Below are 20,675 nucleotides of genomic sequence, written 5' to 3' on the forward strand. Positions count from 1 at the left end.
TTACTGGTAACTCTGCTTAAGGTTGGGTAAGCTGCGTCAATGCATTGTTCTTGGTGCATCAAAAGCGCATAACGATTAGAATAGCGCAATTCCACCCTCATTTGACTGTGTTGACCTTAGCGTTGGCACGGGTTGCTTTTGTTTTAAAGGAGACGAAAGAAGTTATGACTAAGGTTCCTATGACAGTTGTCGGTGCAGAGCAGCTGCGTAAAGAGTTAGATATTCTCAAGTTTGACCGTCGCCCTAAAATCACTGAAGCAATTGCTTCAGCGAGAGAGTTAGGCGACTTGAAAGAAAACGCGGAATACCATGCGGCTCGTGAGGAACAAGGTATTTGTGAAGCACGTATCCGTGATATTGAGGGTAAGTTATCTAACGCGCAAATTATCGACGTCACTAAGATGGTGAATAACGGTCGTATCATTTTTGGCGCCACTGTGACTATTTTAAATCTTGATACCGATGTCGAAGTGACTTATCGCATAGTCGGCGATGACGAAGCGAATATTAAAGAAAACCTGATTTCAGTGAATTCACCAATAGCCCGCGGTTTAGTCGGCAAAAATGAAGGTGATGAAGTGTCTATTACTACGCCAGGTGGTATGACAGATTACGAAATCATCTCAGTACAGTATTTATAATCTGCTTATATTACTTTGCTTATAGTGTTGTGAGCGTGACTCATGCTATATCGCTAAAACCGTCCTAGGGCGGTTTTTTGTTATCCGCGAATTAAGTTTGTTTACGGCTTGAGTTTAGGGCTCGAATTTAGGGCTTTAGCCAAGGATATCGATCGCGCTTCAGCGTTGAATTCGGGGTAAGATGGACAAAGTTTAATTTGTCTCTTTGTAGGTTTTTACCTAAGCTGCCATCCTAGCAAAATCAACATTGGCGAAATGTGTATGTTGTTTTTTTGCGCGAGTTTCACTTTATGGACCCACAGTTAAGCATCAAAAGCGAACAGTGAATAGGTTCATCTTTAGTTTGATAATGTTTTATAAGAGGGCACGCTTTGGTCAAACATTGGCGTACAGGATTGATGTTAGTTTGCGTGGCGATCATGTTGATTGCGCACTCGGCTAGCTATGCGCCAAAACCCTCAGTACAGCGCAGTGATGCAGCTCGCCATTATGCTCAGATGCATACTGTGAGTCTTGATAGCTCGACCCCCCATGCAAAGCGAAGCGCTGAGCCTCAAAGCTTACCCGATGCCGATGTTATCGCCCAATCTAATGCACAGTCTGATGCGCAAACCGTTGAGAGCTGCGGCTCACCGAATAGTCATGATACCAATCTAGTCAGTTCAGACTCAGAATTAGAATCACAGCCAGCACCTTGTCCGAGTTCTGACTATGTAAGTCATTCAGATGACTTAGATTTTGCCCCGATAAATTCGCCGCGATTTATCAGTCTTGCCCAGCACGATGTGCGTGAGGTCAAGCCAGTATATGTACTCGCTGTAGACTTTACTGCCGAACCGACATCCAATGTCGTTGAACCCACCGATCTTGATATCACATCAGATTGGACGCTTTCTGCTGTTTCTTCCCCCGCCCGAATTTCGGGTTGGAAAGTCTCAAATCTTCAATATCGATTTAGCCAACAAGCCGCTTAGCTCGCCTATTTAGGCATGACGTTGATAGGAGCCTACTCTTATCGATTTTTCATGCTGTTGCCTTTTTGTACTCACCGAAACTTTTTATAGCTGCTTAAGTAAGCAGTGATGATTTGAGCCTTACGAGCTTAGCCGCTGGTACTCAATCATGTGTTTCGGACTGATATCAATATGTTCGCTTAGCGATTTGATTCAAATGCTGAGCGTTAAATAGCGAGTTAATCCCATGGAAAGAAAACCCAATCAACGGCTGCTAAATCACTATTCAGCTTGGAAATACTTAGTGCTTATCGTCACTATTATAGTGATGCTATTCAGTGCGTTGCCGACATTTTACGGTGAGGATGCGGCGGTGCAGGTGGGCGCTAAGGCGGGGTTAACGCTCACACCTATTGCCCTTCGAGATAAGCTACAAGCTGAAGGCGTGACGGTAAAACGTATCGACCAAAAAAATGGTGAAACCTTAATTGTCCTCGATGCGGATAACCAACAAACCTTAGTCAAAACTTTAGTCTCTTCTATGGTCGCAGAGCCAAAAGAATTGACTTTATCACTTGCCAGTGCGGCGCCAAGTTGGTTACAAAACTTAGGCTTTCAGCCGATTAAACTCGGGCTCGACTTGCGCGGTGGCGTACAGTTCTTACTCGATGTTGATATTGATCCTGTTTATCAAACTCAGGCCGAGACGCTTGTTGATTCGCTACGTCAATTCATCCGTGAGCAGAAAATTCGTGGTGCTAGCGTGCATTTGGACCAAAGTCATCAGTTAAACATGACGTTGCCGGATAATGACGCCCGTGCTGCCGTGCGTCAAATGATGAAAGAGTCCTATCCTCATTGGCAGCTATCCAATGCAGATGGCGCGGGTTTACTGATTAAGTTGAGCCAAGAAGAGCAAACGAAACTGCGTAATTTGACAGTGCAGCAAAACTTACAAGTGATGCGCAGCCGTATTGAAGAACTCGGTATCACTGAAGCTTTAGTGCAGCGTCAAGGGGAGCATCGAATTCGGATTGAATTGCCTGGAGTACAAGATCCTGCCGCCGCGAAAAACGTTATCGGTGCTACGGCGAGTCTGGCCTTTTTCGAGGTTAAAGAATCTGGCTCCGTTAATGCTATGGTACTCAATGACAAGTCTGGTAAGCCTATTTATGTGAGCCGCACACCAGTACTGGGTGGCGATCATATTGTCGATGCGAGGGCGAGTTTAGGCGAGATGGGCATGGCGGAGGTGAACATTAACCTTGACCGTGTGGGCGGGCAGAAAATGTCTGAGTTTTCCCGTACCAATATCGGCAAACCTATGGCGACGTCTTACAGCGAATACAGCCGTGATGAGCAAGGTAAGGCAAAGCAAACACAAGAGATTATCAGTGTTGCGACGATTCAATCCCAACTTGGAGATCGTTTTCGCATTACGGGTGCTGGCTCCTATCAAGAAGCACAACAATTAGCTTTGTTACTGCGAGCTGGCTCTATGACGGCGCCAGTGACTATTGTTGAAGAGCGCACTATTGGCCCGACGCTGGGTGCTGAAAACATTGAAAACGGTTTTGCTGCCCTTGGTTTAGGGATGGGGATTACCTTGCTGTTTATGGCGCTTTGGTATCGCCGTCTCGGTTGGGTGGCGAATATAGCGCTGATCTCCAATATGGTGATCCTGTTTGGTTTACTGGCACTTATCCCTGGCGCTGTGTTGACCTTACCTGGTATTGCGGGTTTGGTGTTAACCGTCGGTATGGCGGTCGATACCAACGTACTGATTTTCGAGCGAATAAAAGATAAGTTAAAGGAAGGTCGCAGTTTTGCGCTGGCAATTGATACGGGTTTTGATAGCGCGTTTTCTACCATTTTCGACGCCAACTTCACCACTATGATCACTGCAGTGGTGCTTTACTCCATAGGTAATGGTCCAATTCAAGGTTTTGCCTTGACCTTAGGTCTAGGTCTATTGACCAGCATGTTTACCGGTATCTTTGCTTCAAGGGCCTTGATCAACTTAGTTTATGGGCGTGATGCTAGCCGTCATGTGAGGGTATAACCATGAAAAATATCAATCTAACTAAATGGCGTTATGTTTCGAGTGCTATCTCTATTTTGTTGATGCTAGTGTCATTAACCATCATCGGCGTGAAAGGTTTTAACTGGGGCTTAGATTTTACTGGCGGTGTCGTCACCGAAGTGCAGATCGATAGAAAAATTACCAGTAGTGAATTGCAACCTTTACTCAACGCCGCTTATCAGCAAGAAGTGAGTGTAGTCTCCGCCAGTGAGCCGGGACGTTGGGTGTTGCGCTATTCCGATATAAAGAGTGCCGATACAGAGCAAGGTAATATCGATATTCAGCAGGTATTAGCGCCGCTTAACTCTGAAGTGCAAGTGCTTAACAGCAGTGTTGTCGGGCCGCAGATTGGTCAAGAATTGGCAGAGCAGGGCGGTTTGGCGTTGTTAGTCGCTATGCTGGCGATATTAGGTTATTTAAGTTACCGCTTCGAATGGCGACTCGCATCGGGTGCCCTATTCGCCTTAGTGCATGACGTAGTGTTCGTGTTGGCATTTTTCGCCTTGACTCAGATGGAGTTTAATTTAACGATACTTGCGGCTGTGCTGGCGATTTTAGGTTATTCCTTAAACGATTCGATCATTATCGCTGACCGTATTCGTGAATTATTGATTGCTAAGCCAAAGCTTGCGATTCAAGACATTAACAACCAAGCAATTGTGGCGACGTTTTCTCGCACTATGGTGACCTCAGGAACAACCTTAATGACGGTCGGTGCGCTGTGGATCATGGGCGGTGGACCGCTGGAAGGATTTTCGATTGCAATGTTTATCGGTATATTAACCGGCACATTCTCTTCGATTTCAGTTGGTACCTCATTGCCTGAGTTATTAGGCTTAACGCCTGAGCATTATAAGGAACAAGTGATTTCTGAAACACCTTAGGGCTATGCTAATCGCTTAAATTAACAGCGAAAACAAAAAGGCCACTCGATTGAATGGCCTTTTTGTTAACACGATAAAATCAAGAAAAATTACTTTGCCTTTGGCAAAGCAATTTTCATTTCTGGTGATTGACGATAAATCACCAGAATATGACCAATAAGTTGCACTTTTGCGGATTGAGTTTCACGTACTATGGCATCAACGATGGCATTTTTTAGCTCTCTGTCAGCAGAGGCTACTTTCACTTTAATCAGTTCATGATAAGCGAGTGCGCTTTCAATTTCAGCGAGTACACCTTCAGTCAATCCATTGGCACCAAGCAGCACCACTGGCTTTAGCGGATGCGCTAGACCTTTTAAATGCTGTTTTTGTTTGGTTGTTAAGTTCATTTCTACCAACTTTTGCTGAGTTACTGTTGAAAAACGGCTATTCTACCCTTATATAGCCTTTGTGTAACTCTCAATTGTTGCGGATTTTAAATGTCAGGTATAAAACGTACGGCCAGTTCTAATCGCTGGATGCTAGAACACTTTGATGATCACTATGTCAAACTCGCCCAAAAAATGGGCTTGCGATCTCGCGCTGCGTTTAAGCTTGAGGAGATCCAGCAAAAGGATCAACTAATTCGCCCAGGCATGACTGTGGTTGATCTCGGTGCCGCTCCAGGAGGTTGGTCTCAAGTGGCAGTTAAATTAGCGGGAGATAGAGGTAAAGTCATCGCCTGTGACATTTTGCCTATGGATCCAATCGTCGGCGTCGATTTTTTGCAAGGGGATTTTCGTGAAGATAAAGTCCTTCAAGCATTACTTACTCGCGTCGGTGATGCTAAAGTTGACGTTGTGTTGTCTGATATGGCACCCAACATGAGTGGTTCAGATAGTGTTGATCAGCCCCGTGCCATGTATTTAGTGGAATTGGCGTTAGATATGTGCCATCAAGTATTGGCTCCTAATGGCTGTTTTGCGGTAAAAGTCTTTCAGGGGGAGGGCTTTGACGAATACATGAAAGCGGTAAAAGCAGTGTTTAAAGTCGTTAAAACACGTAAACCAGACTCTTCACGGGCTCGTTCCCGCGAAGTCTATCTTGTGGCGACTGGGTACAAGTTGTAGTAACCTAGCGTTAATAATCGCAAGACTTAATGAGGTCTAGTAATTTGAGTGACATGGCAAAAAATCTAATACTCTGGGTTGTCATCGCCGTTGTGCTGATGTCAGTGTTTCAGGGTTACTCCCCCTCTTCTTCGTCATCGCAGAAGATGGATTATTCTACCTTCTTAGATAATGTCCGTGATGGACAGGTCGCAACTGTTGAAGTTAAGAGCGACCAACGTACTATTGAAGGTGCTAAACGAACTGGTGAAAAATTCACTACTATCATGCCGTTATATGACCAAGATTTAATTAATGATCTTGATCGTAAAGGCATCACTATGAAGGGCCAAGAAGCCGAAGAGTCAGGGTTCCTTACCCAAATCTTCATCTCTTGGTTCCCGATGTTATTGCTTATCGGGGTATGGATTTTCTTCATGCGCCAGATGCAAGGCGGCGGTGGCAAAGGCGCTATGTCCTTTGGTAAGAGCAAAGCCAAGCTGATGAGCGAAGATCAGATTAAAACTACTTTTGCCGATGTTGCTGGTTGTGACGAAGCAAAAGAAGAAGTGAAAGAGCTGGTTGATTACCTGCGTGACCCAACTAAATTCCAAAAATTGGGCGGCCGAATTCCAACGGGCGTACTGATGGTGGGTCCTCCAGGTACAGGTAAAACCTTGCTGGCGAAAGCCATTGCGGGTGAATCTAAAGTCCCTTTCTTCACTATTTCAGGTTCTGATTTCGTGGAAATGTTTGTTGGTGTCGGTGCATCCCGTGTGCGTGACATGTTTGAACAAGCGAAAAAGTCGGCACCTTGTATTATCTTCATCGATGAAATCGATGCTGTCGGTCGTCAACGTGGCGCGGGTTTAGGTGGTGGTCATGATGAACGTGAGCAAACACTGAACCAAATGCTGGTTGAGATGGATGGCTTCGAAGGTAATGAAGGCGTTATTGTTATCGCGGCAACTAACCGTCCAGACGTACTCGATTCTGCGTTATTACGTCCGGGTCGTTTTGACCGTCAAGTGGTCGTTGGTTTACCAGACGTGCGCGGTCGTGAGCAGATTTTGAAAGTGCATATGCGTAAAGTACCGCTTTCTGAAGATGTGAAAGCAAGCGTGATTGCCCGTGGTACGCCAGGTTTCTCGGGTGCTGATTTAGCTAACTTAGTGAACGAAGCTGCCCTGTTTGCGGCTCGCGGAAATCGCCGAGTTGTAGGCATGGAAGAATTTGAGCGTGCAAAAGATAAAATCATGATGGGTGCTGAGCGCCGTTCTATGGTGATGTCTGAAGCCGAAAAAGAAATGACCGCTTACCATGAAGCAGGCCATGCGATTGTGGGTTGTTTAGTACCAGAGCACGATCCTGTGCACAAGGTGACTATCATTCCTCGCGGCCGTGCCTTAGGTGTGACTTTCTTCTTACCTGAAGCTGACTCAGTGAGCCAGAGCCGTCGTAAGTTAGAAAGCCAAATTTCGGTCGCCTACGGTGGTCGTTTAGCAGAAGAGCTTATCTACGGTACTGAGAAAGTGTCGACTGGCGCATCACAGGACATCAAATATGCAACATCTATTGCGCGTAACATGGTGACTCAGTGGGGCTTCTCGGACAAGTTAGGTCCATTGCTGTATGCAGAAGAAGATGGTGAAGTCTTCTTAGGTCGCAGCATGGGTAAAGCCAAAGCGATGTCCGATGAAACTGCAACTATTATCGATGCTGAAGTAAAAGTCTTTATCGACAAAAACTACGCTAGAGCGAGACAGATATTGACGGATAACCTCGATATTCTGCACTCAATGAAAGAAGCTTTAATGAAGTATGAAACCATTGATTCACTTCAAATTGACGATTTAATGAAACGTCGTGAAGTGCGTCAGCCTGCTGATTGGCAAGTGGATGACAGTGGTTCTAACGATAAAGGCAATGGTCATGGTGAACCAGCAGCGAAAGCTGAAGACAGTGTGACTGCCCCTGCTGAGCCAGAACTGAAAGATCCTGATGAATCTCCAGCTAAGTAATGTGTTGTGAAACTAAAGAAAACCCCGTAAAGGGGTTTTCTTGTTTTACCTTGTAGCAATTTGACTGCGCTGTCATTAATACTCTCTGCCACAATTGATATTTATCTTCTGACATTGGTCTTTTCGGATAGAAAATGAAGGCTTGAAATTAATGACGCAAGTTATGCCAGTGAGTAAAATCGTAAGTGTTCGTATTACAGGAGTAAATGCGTGTTTGAACTGATTGCTGGCACTAAACGCCTCGCGTTATCTTCGCCCATTGTGATGGGTATACTTAATGTCACTCCCGATTCTTTTTCCGACGGTGGTCAATATTCTTCCTATGAGCTTGCCTGTCAGCATGCCGATGACATGGTGGCTCAAGGCGCGGGAATGATAGACATTGGCGGTGAGTCGACAAGACCTGGCGCTGCAGAGGTGAGCTTAGCCGATGAACTTGCGCGGGTGATCCCGTTGGTGAAATATGTTGCGGCGCACCATGATGTGTGGATTTCAGTCGATACCAGTAAACCTGAAGTCATGCGTCAAGCTGTTGCTGCGGGCGCACATTTGATTAACGATGTGCGTGCCCTGATGGAGCCTGGTGCGCTTCAAGCTGCTGCAGAGTTGCAAGTCCCCATATGCTTAATGCATATGCAAGGCGAACCCAAAATCATGCAATTTGCACCGACTTACCATAATGTTATTGAAGAAGTTTCTGCCTTTTTAACTGAGCGGATTGAAGCTTGTTTGCGAGCAGGGATCCCCCGTGAATTATTAATACTCGATCCGGGATTTGGTTTTGGTAAAAGCTTAGAACATAACTATGAATTACTGGCGAAGCTCGACAGTTTTGCCCAGTTTGATTTACCGATATTGATAGGATTGTCTCGTAAGAGCATGGTAGGAAACCTCTTAGCAAAACCGACCTCAGAACGTCTTGCTGGGAGCCTTGCTGGCGCTATGATAGCGGCCCAAAAGGGCGCTCATATCATTCGTGTGCATGATGTTACTGAAACTGTGGATATGCTCAAGGTGTTACAAGCGACACAAGCGTATTTTTAAGCATCGTTATGCTCTCGTTAAGCATTTAATTAATATTATGATCCCAAATCATTGGGACACATTTGAGTTTGTGGAGCGATATGAAAGAACGTAAATTTTTTGGAACTGACGGTATTCGGGGAAAAGTCGGTTCAGGTCAAATGACGCCTGAGCTCGCGCTTAAGTTAGGTTGGGCGGCGGGGCGCGTGTTATCCCGCAGTGGTACCAAAAAGGTGATTATAGGTAAAGATACCCGTATTTCGGGCTATATGTTTGAGTCAGCATTAGAAGCTGGCCTTTCTGCTGCAGGCCTTAATGTGATGTTAATGGGACCTATGCCAACGCCAGCAGTAGCCTATTTGACGCGCACGTTTCGCGCCGAAGCTGGGGTGGTGATCAGCGCGTCACACAATCCGTATTACGATAATGGTATTAAGTTTTTTTCCACCGACGGCAGTAAGTTAGACGATAACCTAGAGCTAGAAATTGAAGCCGAGCTTGAAAAGCCCCTCGTTTGTGTTGAATCGCATCTATTGGGGAAGGTATCGCGTATTGAAGATGCCCGTGGCCGTTATATTGAGTATTGCAAAGGTAATTTTCCTGCAGAACACACGTTAACTGGGCTAAAAATTGTGGTTGATTGTGCCCATGGCGCAACTTATCACATAGCGCCAGCTGTGTTTCGTGAGTTAGGCGCCGAGGTGATTGCCATTGGTGATAAACCCAACGGGATGAACATCAATGATAAAGTGGGCGCGACGTCCATGGGCAAAATTTGTGAAACCGTTCTAGCCGAAAGTGCCGATTTAGGCATCGCACTCGACGGTGACGGTGACCGTATTATGATGGTCAACAGCAAAGGCGAAGTGATCGACGGCGATCAAATTTTATATATTCTGGCCTGTGATGCGAAATCCCGTGGCGTATTACGTGGTGGTGTAGTTGGTACGTTAATGTCAAACCTTGGGCTTGATCTCGCCTTGCAAGCATTAGACATCCCCTTTGCGCGTTCGAAAGTGGGCGACCGTTATGTGATGGAACTACTTAAAGAACTCGATTGGCGCATTGGCGGTGAAAATTCAGGGCATATCCTCAATCTTGATCACGGCACAACTGGTGATGGCATCGTTGCGGGGATTTTAGTGTTAGCGGCTATGCGTCGTCAGAATGCCACGCTAGAAGAACTGACTTCTGCGATGGAAATGTTGCCGCAGGTGTTAGTCAATGTGCGCTTTGAAGGCGAGCACGACCCTCTTAAGTCAGATAAAGTTAAAGCGGCGCAGGCACAGGTTGAATCTCAACTGGGCGTGCGTGGCCGAGTATTATTACGTAAGTCAGGTACTGAACCTTTGATCCGTGTCATGGTTGAAGGTGACGATCATAGTGCAGTATTGGCGCACGCAAATTTGATTGCGGATGCGGTAAAATCGGCAAGCTAATATTTGCTAATTTTGTAATGAGTGCGGCTGATACCAATTTAAAATTAAGGTGTTAGCTGCACAAATGAACAGAAAACAGCTTTGGCGTGTAAAAAATAAGCATTCCAACCTGATATCTGAAAAAATTCGAATTTAGCTATTGTAACTTAATAAGTGGTTCGCTATTATTCACGCCGCTTTCAGAGGAGACAGTGATGGCACTCAGACGTCCTATGGTAGCTGGCAATTGGAAGATGAACGGCAGTGCGGCATTAGCACAAGAGTTGTTCAAAAAATTTGCCTCTAAGCTCCAAAATGATTCAGCTGAAGTGGTTTTATGCCCGCCTTCTATCTATCTAGAGAGCGTTAGGCAACTGCTAGAAGCAAACAAGGAAGCGTTAGACGGTTCACTTGTTAGGATGGGCGCACAAAACCTAAGTCAACATGACTTTGGCGCTTATACCGGAGAAGTTTCAGGTCAGATGCTCAAAGATTCAGGATGTCGATATGTAATTATCGGGCATTCAGAACGTCGCCGTATGTACGGAGAGACGAGTAATATCGTAGCGGAGAAATTCGCCGCTGCACAAAAGCATGGCTTAACTCCAATTTTATGTGTGGGTGAGTCAGGTCCAGCACGTGAAGCAAGACGCACCTTTGAGGTGATTGCTGAAGAGTTGGATATAGTGATCCAGAAAAATGGCACTATGGCTTTTGATAACGCTATTATCGCCTACGAGCCGCTTTGGGCTGTAGGAACAGGTAAAAGTGCTACACCAGAGCAGGCACAAGAAGTTCATGCGTTTATTCGCAAACGCCTCTCTGAAGTGTCTCCGTTTATCGGAGAAAATATCAGGATTCTCTACGGTGGTAGTGTGACACCGAGTAATGCTGCAGATTTATTTGCCCAACCTGATGTTGATGGTGGACTGATTGGCGGTGCTAGCTTAAACTCTAGCGAGTTTTTAAGTCTGTGTACCATAGCGATGAGCGCATAATATGTATGAAGTTCTAGTAGTTATTTACTTGTTGGTTGCATTAGGTCTAATCGGCTTAGTATTAATTCAGCAAGGTAAGGGAGCTGACATGGGGGCCTCTTTTGGCGCCGGTGCATCAGGTACTCTTTTTGGTTCAAGCGGTTCAGGTAATTTCCTGACACGCAGTACGGCGATTCTTGCCATTGCGTTTTTCACTTTAAGTCTGCTTATTGGTAACTTAAGTGCAAATCACGCAAAAAATGAAGATTCATGGAAAGATTTAGGTTCAGACACTGAACAGGTTACCCAACCTGTTGAGCAAGGAACCCAAAAGTCAGAAACGAAAATTCCTGACTAGTAAAAGGTGTCGCCGAGGTGGCGAAATTGGTAGACGCGCAGCCTTGAGGTGGCTGTGACCTAACGGTCGTGCGGGTTCAAGTCCCGCTCTCGGCACCAAATATAACTAAGATAGACGAGATAAGTTCTCTCTTAGTTATTGCAAGAAATGACGATAGTCAATATACTTGCACACAGTTGACGCGGGGTGGAGCAGCATGGTAGCTCGTCGGGCTCATAACCCGAAGGTCGTCGGTTCAAATCCGGCCCCCGCAACCAGCTCCTAGTAACGAATAGTTTTTGAATTCGTTATGGTTTACAGGTTCTTGAAATTAATGACCTCGTGATTACGGGGTTTTTTGTTATCTGGGACTTTTAAATTTGTCGCATGCTTCGTATGTGGCGTTGTACTAGGGCTATTAAGCCCTTTTTTGTTTTTTCGGGGGTCAATCTTGGCAACGTTAGAATTCAGACTGGCAGAAATGCTCAAAGTACCTGTGGAAGCATTAGGCTTTCAGCTGTGGGGCATTGAATATGTTCAAGCGGGTAAGCATTCCACACTGCGAGTGTTCATTGATGGTGAGAATGGTATCAATATTGAAGATTGTGCCAATGCAAGTCGCCAAGTCAGTGCTGTACTCGATGTTGAAGATCCTATTTCTACAGAATATACCCTAGAGGTTTCTTCGCCAGGCGTAGATAGACCCTTATTTACTGCTGAGCAGTACGCGGGCTATGTAGGCGAGGATGTAAAGCTTCAATTGACTATGCCGGTTGACGGCAGTCGTAATTTAAAAGGCGCCATCACTGCAGTCGACGGGCAAATGCTCTCGCTGAAAGTGAATGGTAAAGAGTTAGTTGTCGCATTGGATAATATCCGCAAAGGCAACTTAATCGCTAAGTTTTGATGGTTTCAAGGTGAACGAGGCAAGACGAGATGAATAAAGAGATTCTGCTAGTCGCTGAGGCGGTTTCAAATGAAAAGGCCGTTCCACGCGAAAAAATTTTTGAAGCGCTAGAGATTGCTCTGGCCACAGCAACCAAGAAAAAATACGAAGGTGATATTGACGTTCGTGTTGCTATCGACCGTAAAACCGGTGGTTATGATACTTTCCGTCGTTGGATGGTGGTTGATGATCACGGTGAAGCGTTAGAAAATCCTTACCGCGAAATCACGTTAGAAGCGGCACGATACGAAAATCCAGACATCCAACCTGGCGAGTTTATCGAAGACGATATCGAATCAGTGGTGTTTGACCGTATTACCACTCAAACTGCTAAGCAAGTGATCGTACAGAAAGTACGTGAAGCTGAACGTGCGCAAGTGGTTGAACAGTTCCAAGATCAAGAAGGTGAGTTAATCACTGGTATAGTCAAAAAAGCAACTCGCGAAAGCGTAGTGGTTGACTTAGGTAATAACGCTGACGGCGTGTTGTTCCGTGAAGATTTAATTTCACGTGAATCTTTCCGTCCAGGCGACCGCGTACGTGCATTATTGTACTCAGTACGTCCAGAAGCTCGCGGCGCACAGTTATTCTTAAGCCGTACTAAACCTGAAATGCTGATCGAGCTTTTCCGTGTTGAAGTACCTGAAATTGCTGACGAACTGATTGAAATCATGGGCGCAGCTCGTGATCCAGGCGCTCGCGCTAAGATCGCCGTTAAGTCGAATGATCGCCGTATCGATCCTATCGGTGCGTGTGTGGGTATGCGCGGTGCGCGTGTACAAGCCGTTTCGAATGAACTGGGTGGCGAACGTGTTGATATCGTGTTGTGGGATGATAATCCAGCACAATACGTGATCAATGCCATGGCGCCAGCCGATGTTGCCTCTATCATAGTCGACGAAGATAACCATTCTATGGATATCGCTGTTGAAGCCGATAGTTTGGCACAAGCCATTGGACGTAATGGCCAGAACGTACGTTTAGCAACACAACTGACTGGTTGGGTTCTGAACGTTATGACAGTGGAAGATATGAATAAGAAACATCAGGCAGAAAGTGCCAAGGTGGTTGATTTATTTGTTAACTCACTGGATGTCGATGAAGATTTTGCACAAGTACTGGCAGATGAGGGCTTTACGTCGCTCGAAGAAGTTGCCTATGTGCCTGTGTCTGAACTATTGGCGATTGATGGTTTTGACGAAGATCTCGTCGAAGCTTTACGTGAACGTGCAAAAGCGGCGATCTCAACTCGAGCTCTCGCTACTGAAGAAGCACTGGATGGTGTGGAGCCAAGTGAAGAGTTGCTAGCACTTGAAGGTGTTGAAAGACACTTAGCCTATGTTTTCGCTAGCAAAGGTATTGTGACTCTAGAAGACTTGGCTGAACAAGGCATTGATGATTTGATCGAAATTGAAGAATTGACAGAAGAAAAAGCAGGTGAGCTCATCATGGCAGCCCGCAATATCTGTTGGTTTGGCGAAGAAGCATAAGTCGATCAACAGGGGGATTTAACTGATGGCAGATACTACCGTAGAGAAATTGGCCACGGAAGTGGGTAAAAGTGTTGAACGTCTGATTGAGCAATTCTCTCAGGCTGGAATTAAGAAAGGCCAAGCTGATAAAGTGACTGAAGCTGAAAAGCAGCAGTTACTGGATTATCTGAAAAAGCAGCACGGTGGCGAAAATGCGCCAACGAAAATGACGCTGCAGCGTAAAACCGTATCGACCCTAAGTGTGGCCGGTAATGGTGGTCAATCTAAAGATGTTAAAGTTGAAGTTCGTAAAACACGAACTTTCGTTAAGCGTGATGCTAATGAGGCTACTCTGAAGGCTGAAGAAGAAGCGAAAGCCGAAGCAGAAGCTTTGGCAAAAGCAAAGGCCGAAGCAGAAGCTGCTGCGGCAGCAAAAGTGAAAGCTGAAGCAGATGCTAAGGCAAAAGTGGAAGCAGAAGCCAAGGCGAAAGCTAAAGCAGCAGCCGAAGTGAAAGTGGTTAAAGATATGTCACCAGAAGCAGAAGCGGCTCGTCTAGAAGCTGAACGTTTGAAAGCGGCGCAAGAAGCGGCAACTAAACGTAAGCAAGACGAAGAAGCGGCTAAAGCGGCAGAAACTGCTCGCTTACTCGCTGAAGAACATTCTAAGCGCTGGGCCGAAGAAGAGCGCCAACGTTTAGAAGCCGAGAAAAACGGTGATCATCACATCACGACATCTAAAGTAGCTCGTGCTGCTGAAGATACCTCTGATCTGGATGAAGAAAAACGCGGACGTCGTGCTCGTAACAAGAGCAACGCGAAAAAACGTGGCGGCAAAGATGCCCGTGACGGCCGTGAAAAACACATGCGTAACCGCAGTACTGCACCTGAGTCTATGGCGCATGGCTTCAATAAGCCTGTGGCAGCAGTGAGCCGTGATGTGCGTATCGGTGAAACTGTGACTGTTTCTGAACTTGCGCATTTAATGGCAGTGAAAGCGACTGAAATCATCAAGCAGATGATGAAAATGGGTTCTATGGTCACGATCAACCAAGTGTTGGATCAAGAGACTGCCCAGCTAGTTGCTGAAGAAATGGGTCACAAAGTTGTGCTTATCCGTGAAAACGAACTTGAGCACCAAGTGCTACAAGACCGTGATGATGAAGATGGCATCAAGCTAGAATCTCGTGCACCAGTTGTGACTATCATGGGTCACGTTGACCACGGTAAGACTTCGTTACTTGACTACATTCGCCGCGCTAAAGTGGCTGCTGGCGAAGCCGGTGGTATTACTCAGCATATCGGTGCATACCATGTTGAAACTGAAAATGGCATGATCACTTTCCTTGATACCCCTGGTCACGCCGCGTTTACCGCAATGCGTGCCCGTGGTGCCAAGGCAACGGATATTGTTGTGCTAGTTGTTGCTGCCGATGACGGTGTAATGCCGCAAACAATCGAAGCCATTCAACATGCTAAAGCTGGTAACGTGCCATTAATCGTGGCTGTGAACAAGATGGATAAACCGGAAGCGGATATCGATCGCGTTAAGAGCGAATTGTCGCAACACGGTGTTATGTCTGAAGATTGGGGTGGAGACAACATGTTTGCCTTCGTTTCAGCTAAGACAGGTGAAGGCGTTGACGAACTGTTAGAAGGTATCTTACTGCAAGCTGAAGTTCTTGAACTGAAAGCGGTACGTGATGGTATGGCTGCCGGTGTGGTCATTGAATCACAATTGGACAAAGGTCGCGGCCCTGTGGCTACGATTCTGGTTCAAGAAGGTACGCTGCGCCAAGGTGATATCGTTCTGTGTGGTCTTGAGTACGGTAAAATTCGTGCAATGAAAGACGAAAACGGTCGTTCAATCACTGAAGCGGGTCCATCTATTCCTGTTGAAATTCTAGGTCTGTCAGGCGTTCCGTCTGCAGGTGATGAAGCAACAGTCGTACGTGACGAACGTAAAGCTCGTGAAGTTGCCCTGTATCGTCAAGGTAAGTTCCGTGATGTGAAACTGGCACGTCAGCAAAAATCTAAGCTAGAAAACATGTTTGCGAACATGACAGACGGCGAAGTGAAAGAACTGAACATCGTTCTTAAAGCAGACGTACAAGGTTCACTCGAAGCGATTACTGATTCGTTAACAGGTTTGTCTACCGACGAAGTGAAAGTGAACATCATCGCTCGCGGTGTGGGTGCACTGACTGAAACGGATGCAACCTTAGCGGCTGCCTCTAACGCTATCATGGTTGGCTTTAACGTACGTGCCGATGCACAAGCCCGTAAGACTATCGAAAGTGAAAGTGTTGATTTACGTTACTACAGCGTTATCTATAATTTGATTGATGAAGTGCGTGCAGCGATGACTGGTATGCTGTCTCCTGTGTTCAAACAACAAATTATCGGTCTGGCTGAAGTTCGTGATGTGTTCAAGTCACCTAAGCTGGGTGCAATTGCTGGCTGTATGGTGACCGAAGGTACCATCAAGCGTAGCGCGCCAATTCGCGTACTACGTGATAACGTTGTTATCTACGAAGGTGAACTCGAATCGCTACGTCGCTTTAAAGACGACGTTGCTGAAGTTCGCAATGGTATGGAATGTGGTATTGGCGTTAAGAATTACAACGATGTTCGCGTTGGCGACCAAATCGAAGTATTCGAAACCGTCGAGATTGCTCGTACTCTGTAACGATAATAAGGGCGGCTTTAGCCGCCCTTATCAATTTAAGCTATGGTAAGAAATATTATGGCAAAAGAATTCAGTCGTACTCGTCGAATCGCTCAGCAGCTTCAGCAAGAACTTGCTCAAGTGCTACAGCGCGACATGAAAGATCCTCGTATTGGCTTTGTGACTGTGAATGACGTCGACGTCTCTCGCGATCTCAGCTATGCCAAAGTGTTTGTGACTTTTTTTGAAGAAGACAAAGCTGTCGTTCAAGAAAAGCTAAACGCTTTGATCAGCGCAGCTCCTTATATCCGCACTTTAGTGGCGGGTCGTATGAAGCTGCGTGTCATGCCTGAACTGCGTTTTATCTACGATAGCTCGCTGGTTGAAGGTATGCGCATGTCTAACTTAGTTAGCCAAGTGATCAACCAAGACAAAGCGAAGCAACAGCAATTTGGCAGCGAAGACGTATCGGTTGAAGATGAAGTCTTAGGTGATGATATTGCTGATGACGCAGATGAAACGGAAGGTAAAGATTAATGGCTCGTCGTCCAAAAGGTCGTTTTATCGATGGGATAGTGCTGCTGGATAAATCCACTGGCATGAGTTCTAACTTTGCATTGCAAAGGGTAAAGCGCTTTTTTAATGCGAATAAAGCTGGGCATACGGGTGCACTTGATCCGTTAGCGACAGGTATGTTACCTGTATGCTTAGGCGAAGGGACTAAGTTTTCTCAGCATCTATTGGATGCCGATAAACGCTACTTAGTCACGGCAAAGCTTGGCGAACGGACAGATACCAGTGATTCCGATGGTGAAGTGGTGCAAACCCGCGCCATTGATTTTACCGAGGCGCAGCTATTAACTGCGCTTGATTTCTTCCGTGGTGAAACTCAGCAAGTTCCTTCTATGTATTCCGCGCTGAAATATCAGGGTCAGCCTCTGTATAAATATGCCCGTGAAGGCATAGAAGTGCCGCGTGAATCCCGCCCTATTACGGTATTTGAGCTAAATTTCATCGGTCTTGAAGGCGATGAGCTGACCTTAGACATTCATTGTTCTAAGGGCACTTATATTCGCACTATCATAGATGATCTCGGTGAGATGCTCGGTTGCGGCGCCCATGTGATTATGCTGCGCCGCACCCAAGTTGCACAGTATCCCTATGCCAGAATGGTCACTTTAGAACAACTTGAAACGCTAGTTGCTCAAGCACATGAACAACAGATAGATCCGAGCGTATTACTCGACCCTCTGTTATTGCCTATGGACACGGCCGTGGCCGATTTTCCAGAGGTGAATGTGCCGGATGCGATAGCTCCTTACTTAATGCAAGGTCAAGCGGTTCGAGTACCAGTTAATGCAGATTTGAAAACCGATGAGTTGGTACGTATCACTTTAGGTGACATTCGCCGATTTGTGGGGATTGGCACAATGAACGAAGATGGCTTATTAGCGCCGAAACGACTCATTGTTATCCATGACGAACCTGCAGAAACGCATTAGCCCGCTATCCATCGACAAATGATTAAATTAGTTGATGCATTAGTCCCCGCCTTTTATTGCGCTAGGGTGGGTTTATGGGTAAAATAGCGCGCCCTCTGGCTGAGTTAGTGATCGGCTAGAGATTCATATTATTTATTTGGAGATATACATGTCACTAAGTCCTGAAGCAAAAGCAAAAATTTTGGCTGATTTTGGCCGTTGTGAAAACGACACTGGTTCAACTGAAGTTCAAGTTGCTTTGTTAACTGCGCAAATCAACCATTTGCAAGATCACTTCAAAGAGCACATTCATGATCACCACTCACGTCGTGGTCTGTTACGTATGGTTAGCTCACGTCGTAAGTTAACTGCTTACCTGAAACGTACTGATTTAGCACGTTACACTGCTCTGATCCAAAAGTTAGGTCTACGTCGTTAATTTCGCGTCGACTAACGTGAAAAAGGAGGCTTAGCCTCCTTTTTTATTACCTAAAATCCAACAGAATATTGATTGTGTAAACGAGAGATATAAAGAAGTTACAGTCTAATGTTTAGGTCCGTTATGCTTAGCTTGATGTGATTAAGCATCGAATCGAAACTTAAGTGCCAATGTAAGTATCCTAAGCCCCACGTAAACCATCAAGACTACTTATTGTTGCTGTTTGTGTTGCTATATACAGCGCTTCAAATTCTGCTTGGGGTAGAGGTTGACTAAAATAGAAACCTTGGCCGACTTGGCACTGATTTTCTTTCAACCAATCCAATTGCTGCTCGTTTTCAATGCCTTCGGCCACAATGGTCAAATTAAGCTGCTTTCCCAACATTAAAATGGTCGATGCAATTGCGCTATCCCCTGGTAGATCGGAAACGAAACAACGATCGATTTTCATGGTAGTGATAGGCAAATGGCGCAGGTAACAGAGTGAAGAATACCCTGTGCCAAAGTCATCGACGGCAATACCAAATCCGGCTGATTTCAATTGTTCAAGCTTAGCGATAGCGAGTTCAATGTCGTTCATCAACGAGGTTTCAGTGATTTCAATTTCCAGCAACTCGGGTTGGATTTGATAGCGTAATGCCATCTGTTTGATATCGGGAACTAAACTTGCATCGGCAAATTGCTGTGAGGCAACATTAATCGCAATTGGGATGGCATAGTTATATTTTTTCTGCCATTCCCTAAGTACTTTACAGCTTTGCTCTATCACCCAACGACCTATAGGAATGATGATACCGGTCTCTTCCGCGACGGGAATAAAGGAAATGGGGCTGATGAGTCGTCCGTCTTTTTGCCAACGGATCAAGGCTTCACAGGCGATGACTTTGCCCGTTTGCAGATCAAGTTTCGGTTGGAAATACAGTAAAAATTCATTGTTTTTTAACGCATCATGTAAAGATGCTTCAGTGCGTAAACGAACTGCTGCTCGCTCAGTCATCTGTTGTTTGAAGAAGGCCCATTGATTCGAGCCTGCAGCTTTCGCGCTGTACATGGCAATGTCAGCGTGACGGATCAAATCTTCAGCGCTGTTACCATCTTCGGGATAAATAGAAATCCCAATCGATGCGGCAGGATGAATTGCATGTTCATTTAATTGAATCGGGACATTGAGCTGGATCAGTAGCTTATCTACAAAATCTGCTGCTTGGTCTGGGGTGTGAACTGTATCGGCCAGAATAACGAATTCATCGCCACCTAAGCGGGAAACTGTGCCTTTATCACCAACGAAGCGTTCGAGAATACGGGCGATACGAGCGAGGAATTGATCGCCTAATGCGTGGCCAAGGGAATCGTTGATATTCTTAAAACGGTCTAAGTCGATAAACATCAATGCAAAGCTGCGTTTGTGTACTCGCGAGCGTTGGATAGTGACTGCGATGGTTTCAAGCAATAATGTGCGGTTAGGTAAACCCGTTAGCGGATCTCGGGTCGCCATTTTGCGCAGTTTGGACTGGGTTTGGCTAAATTGAATAAGAATTTGGTTGAATTTTGAGGTTACTAAGCCGAGTTCATCATCCTTGTGTGCGTTGGACATAGGTAAGAGATTTTCATCTGGAGAGTCGGGTTCGATCTTATCTATGGCCTCACTGATGCGTGCGATAGGCTGAGTCAGGAAGCGATGGAATACCACGGACAGCACTAAGGTGAGTAAGAGTGCACGAGCGAGAGTAGCAAAAAAACTAAATCTTAACTGCGAGAAGAGGGTGTTTGTTAGTTCTTGGGTATCGTAGAAAACCGTCAATGTACCAATGAGTTGCTGTTGTTGGGTACCTTCAAAATAAAAAGGCCTATACAAAGGGCGAGAAATTTCTTTGAGATCATCAAATAATTTATTACTTAAACTGATAAAAGTCTGTGAGTTATTCTGCTTATTATTACTGACAGAAACAAACATTGAGCCATCGTCCAGCTCAATCACCGCCGAGCCAACATGTTCGACTTTGATGGCACCCTCTAAAGTTTGACGGGCTAAATTATCATCTAATGCCCATACGGCATTTGCTGCAGGTTGTTCAACTGAATCAAGGAGTTCTTGCTGAGTGGTCGTGAGTTGTTGTTTGGTTGATACGACGACTAAAGCGATTTCAACAATAAAAATGGCAATGGCAAAAAATAGGGCAGTAAATACGACTATGTTAGTTTGTTTCCACGTCAGTGACTTAAAACGGCCTGTCATCGGGCGCATCC

Annotated in this window: 18 protein-coding genes and 2 tRNA genes; 18 read left to right on the top strand and 2 right to left on the bottom strand. The window is 45.6% G+C overall.

Annotated elements, in window-relative coordinates; all coding sequences use genetic code 11:
• Window positions 1–164: 164 nt before the first annotated feature.
• The 4 genes from greA (at window position 165) to secF (ending at window position 4,561) form a co-directional block, all read left to right on the top strand.
• Complete coding sequence (greA, locus tag L5M29_RS07095; RefSeq protein WP_028761461.1) at window positions 165–641, top strand: transcription elongation factor GreA; 477 nt, start codon at window positions 165–167, stop codon at window positions 639–641.
• A gap of 398 nt (window positions 642–1,039) precedes the next feature.
• The gene (locus L5M29_RS07100) at window positions 1,040–1,615 is read left to right on the top strand and encodes a hypothetical protein (protein WP_263167205.1); all 576 of its coding nucleotides are present in this window, start codon (window positions 1,040–1,042) and stop codon (window positions 1,613–1,615) included.
• Window positions 1,616–1,841: 226 nt separating this feature from the next.
• Window positions 1,842–3,656, top strand: coding sequence for a protein translocase subunit SecD (secD, locus tag L5M29_RS07105; protein ID WP_263166999.1), 1,815 nt, complete (start codon window positions 1,842–1,844; stop codon window positions 3,654–3,656).
• Between the two features lie 2 nt (window positions 3,657–3,658).
• Entirely contained in the window at window positions 3,659–4,561 is a 903-nt protein-coding gene (secF, locus tag L5M29_RS07110) for a protein translocase subunit SecF (RefSeq protein ID WP_028761458.1), read from the top strand.
• An 89-nt stretch (window positions 4,562–4,650) separates the two neighbouring features.
• On the opposite strand, the gene yhbY is transcribed toward secF, so the two are convergent.
• Window positions 4,651–4,950: a ribosome assembly RNA-binding protein YhbY gene (gene yhbY / locus L5M29_RS07115; RefSeq protein WP_006082725.1), complete on the bottom strand. Its 300-nt coding sequence runs from the start codon at window positions 4,948–4,950 to the stop codon at window positions 4,651–4,653.
• A gap of 90 nt (window positions 4,951–5,040) precedes the next feature.
• Here yhbY and rlmE point away from each other — a divergent pair, with 90 nt between their 5' ends.
• From rlmE to rpsO, 14 genes are all read left to right on the top strand, one after another.
• Window positions 5,041–5,670, top strand: coding sequence for a 23S rRNA (uridine(2552)-2'-O)-methyltransferase RlmE (rlmE, locus tag L5M29_RS07120; protein ID WP_006082724.1), 630 nt, complete (start codon window positions 5,041–5,043; stop codon window positions 5,668–5,670).
• A 29-nt stretch (window positions 5,671–5,699) separates the two neighbouring features.
• On the top strand, window positions 5,700–7,670 hold the full coding sequence (ftsH, locus tag L5M29_RS07125) for an ATP-dependent zinc metalloprotease FtsH (protein ID WP_173913187.1): 1,971 nt from the start codon (window positions 5,700–5,702) through the stop codon (window positions 7,668–7,670).
• A 210-nt stretch (window positions 7,671–7,880) separates the two neighbouring features.
• Window positions 7,881–8,714, top strand: coding sequence for a dihydropteroate synthase (gene folP / locus L5M29_RS07130; RefSeq protein WP_263167000.1), 834 nt, complete (start codon window positions 7,881–7,883; stop codon window positions 8,712–8,714).
• A gap of 80 nt (window positions 8,715–8,794) precedes the next feature.
• A complete protein-coding gene (gene glmM / locus L5M29_RS07135) occupies window positions 8,795–10,132 on the top strand; it encodes a phosphoglucosamine mutase (protein ID WP_028761454.1) in 1,338 nt (445 codons plus the stop codon).
• Between the two features lie 194 nt (window positions 10,133–10,326).
• Complete coding sequence (tpiA, locus tag L5M29_RS07140; protein ID WP_006082720.1) at window positions 10,327–11,109, top strand: triose-phosphate isomerase; 783 nt, start codon at window positions 10,327–10,329, stop codon at window positions 11,107–11,109.
• 1 nt (window position 11,110) lies between these two features.
• Window positions 11,111–11,446, top strand: a complete 336-nt coding sequence (gene secG, locus L5M29_RS07145) for a preprotein translocase subunit SecG (RefSeq protein ID WP_028761453.1) — start codon at window positions 11,111–11,113, stop codon at window positions 11,444–11,446.
• Window positions 11,447–11,457: 11 nt separating this feature from the next.
• Window positions 11,458–11,544: transfer RNA gene (locus tag L5M29_RS07150), tRNA-Leu, on the top strand.
• 82 nt (window positions 11,545–11,626) lie between these two features.
• A tRNA-Met gene (locus tag L5M29_RS07155) sits at window positions 11,627–11,703 on the top strand.
• 173 nt (window positions 11,704–11,876) lie between these two features.
• Window positions 11,877–12,332, top strand: a complete 456-nt coding sequence (gene rimP, locus L5M29_RS07160) for a ribosome maturation factor RimP (protein WP_006082718.1) — start codon at window positions 11,877–11,879, stop codon at window positions 12,330–12,332.
• A 29-nt stretch (window positions 12,333–12,361) separates the two neighbouring features.
• On the top strand, window positions 12,362–13,861 hold the full coding sequence (gene nusA, locus L5M29_RS07165) for a transcription termination factor NusA (protein ID WP_263167002.1): 1,500 nt from the start codon (window positions 12,362–12,364) through the stop codon (window positions 13,859–13,861).
• A 25-nt stretch (window positions 13,862–13,886) separates the two neighbouring features.
• Window positions 13,887–16,529 carry a translation initiation factor IF-2 gene (gene infB / locus L5M29_RS07170; RefSeq protein ID WP_105251699.1) on the top strand — a complete coding sequence of 881 codons (2,643 nt, stop codon included), beginning with the start codon at window positions 13,887–13,889 and terminating at the stop codon, window positions 16,527–16,529.
• 57 nt (window positions 16,530–16,586) lie between these two features.
• The gene (gene rbfA, locus L5M29_RS07175) at window positions 16,587–17,045 is read left to right on the top strand and encodes a 30S ribosome-binding factor RbfA (RefSeq protein ID WP_263167003.1); all 459 of its coding nucleotides are present in this window, start codon (window positions 16,587–16,589) and stop codon (window positions 17,043–17,045) included.
• A complete protein-coding gene (gene truB / locus L5M29_RS07180) occupies window positions 17,045–18,010 on the top strand; it encodes a tRNA pseudouridine(55) synthase TruB (protein ID WP_113939302.1) in 966 nt (321 codons plus the stop codon). The genes rbfA and truB overlap by 1 nt, the downstream gene beginning before the upstream one ends.
• 148 nt (window positions 18,011–18,158) lie before the next feature.
• On the top strand, window positions 18,159–18,428 hold the full coding sequence (gene rpsO / locus L5M29_RS07185; RefSeq protein ID WP_028761447.1) for a 30S ribosomal protein S15: 270 nt from the start codon (window positions 18,159–18,161) through the stop codon (window positions 18,426–18,428).
• Window positions 18,429–18,609: 181 nt separating this feature from the next.
• On the opposite strand, the gene L5M29_RS07190 is transcribed toward rpsO, so the two are convergent.
• Complete coding sequence (locus L5M29_RS07190) at window positions 18,610–20,664, bottom strand: putative bifunctional diguanylate cyclase/phosphodiesterase (RefSeq protein WP_263167004.1); 2,055 nt, start codon at window positions 20,662–20,664, stop codon at window positions 18,610–18,612.
• Between the last annotated feature and the right edge of the window lie 11 nt (window positions 20,665–20,675).

Source organism: Shewanella sp. SM95, assembly GCF_025653595.1.
Lineage (GTDB): Bacteria > Pseudomonadota > Gammaproteobacteria > Enterobacterales > Shewanellaceae > Shewanella > Shewanella oncorhynchi.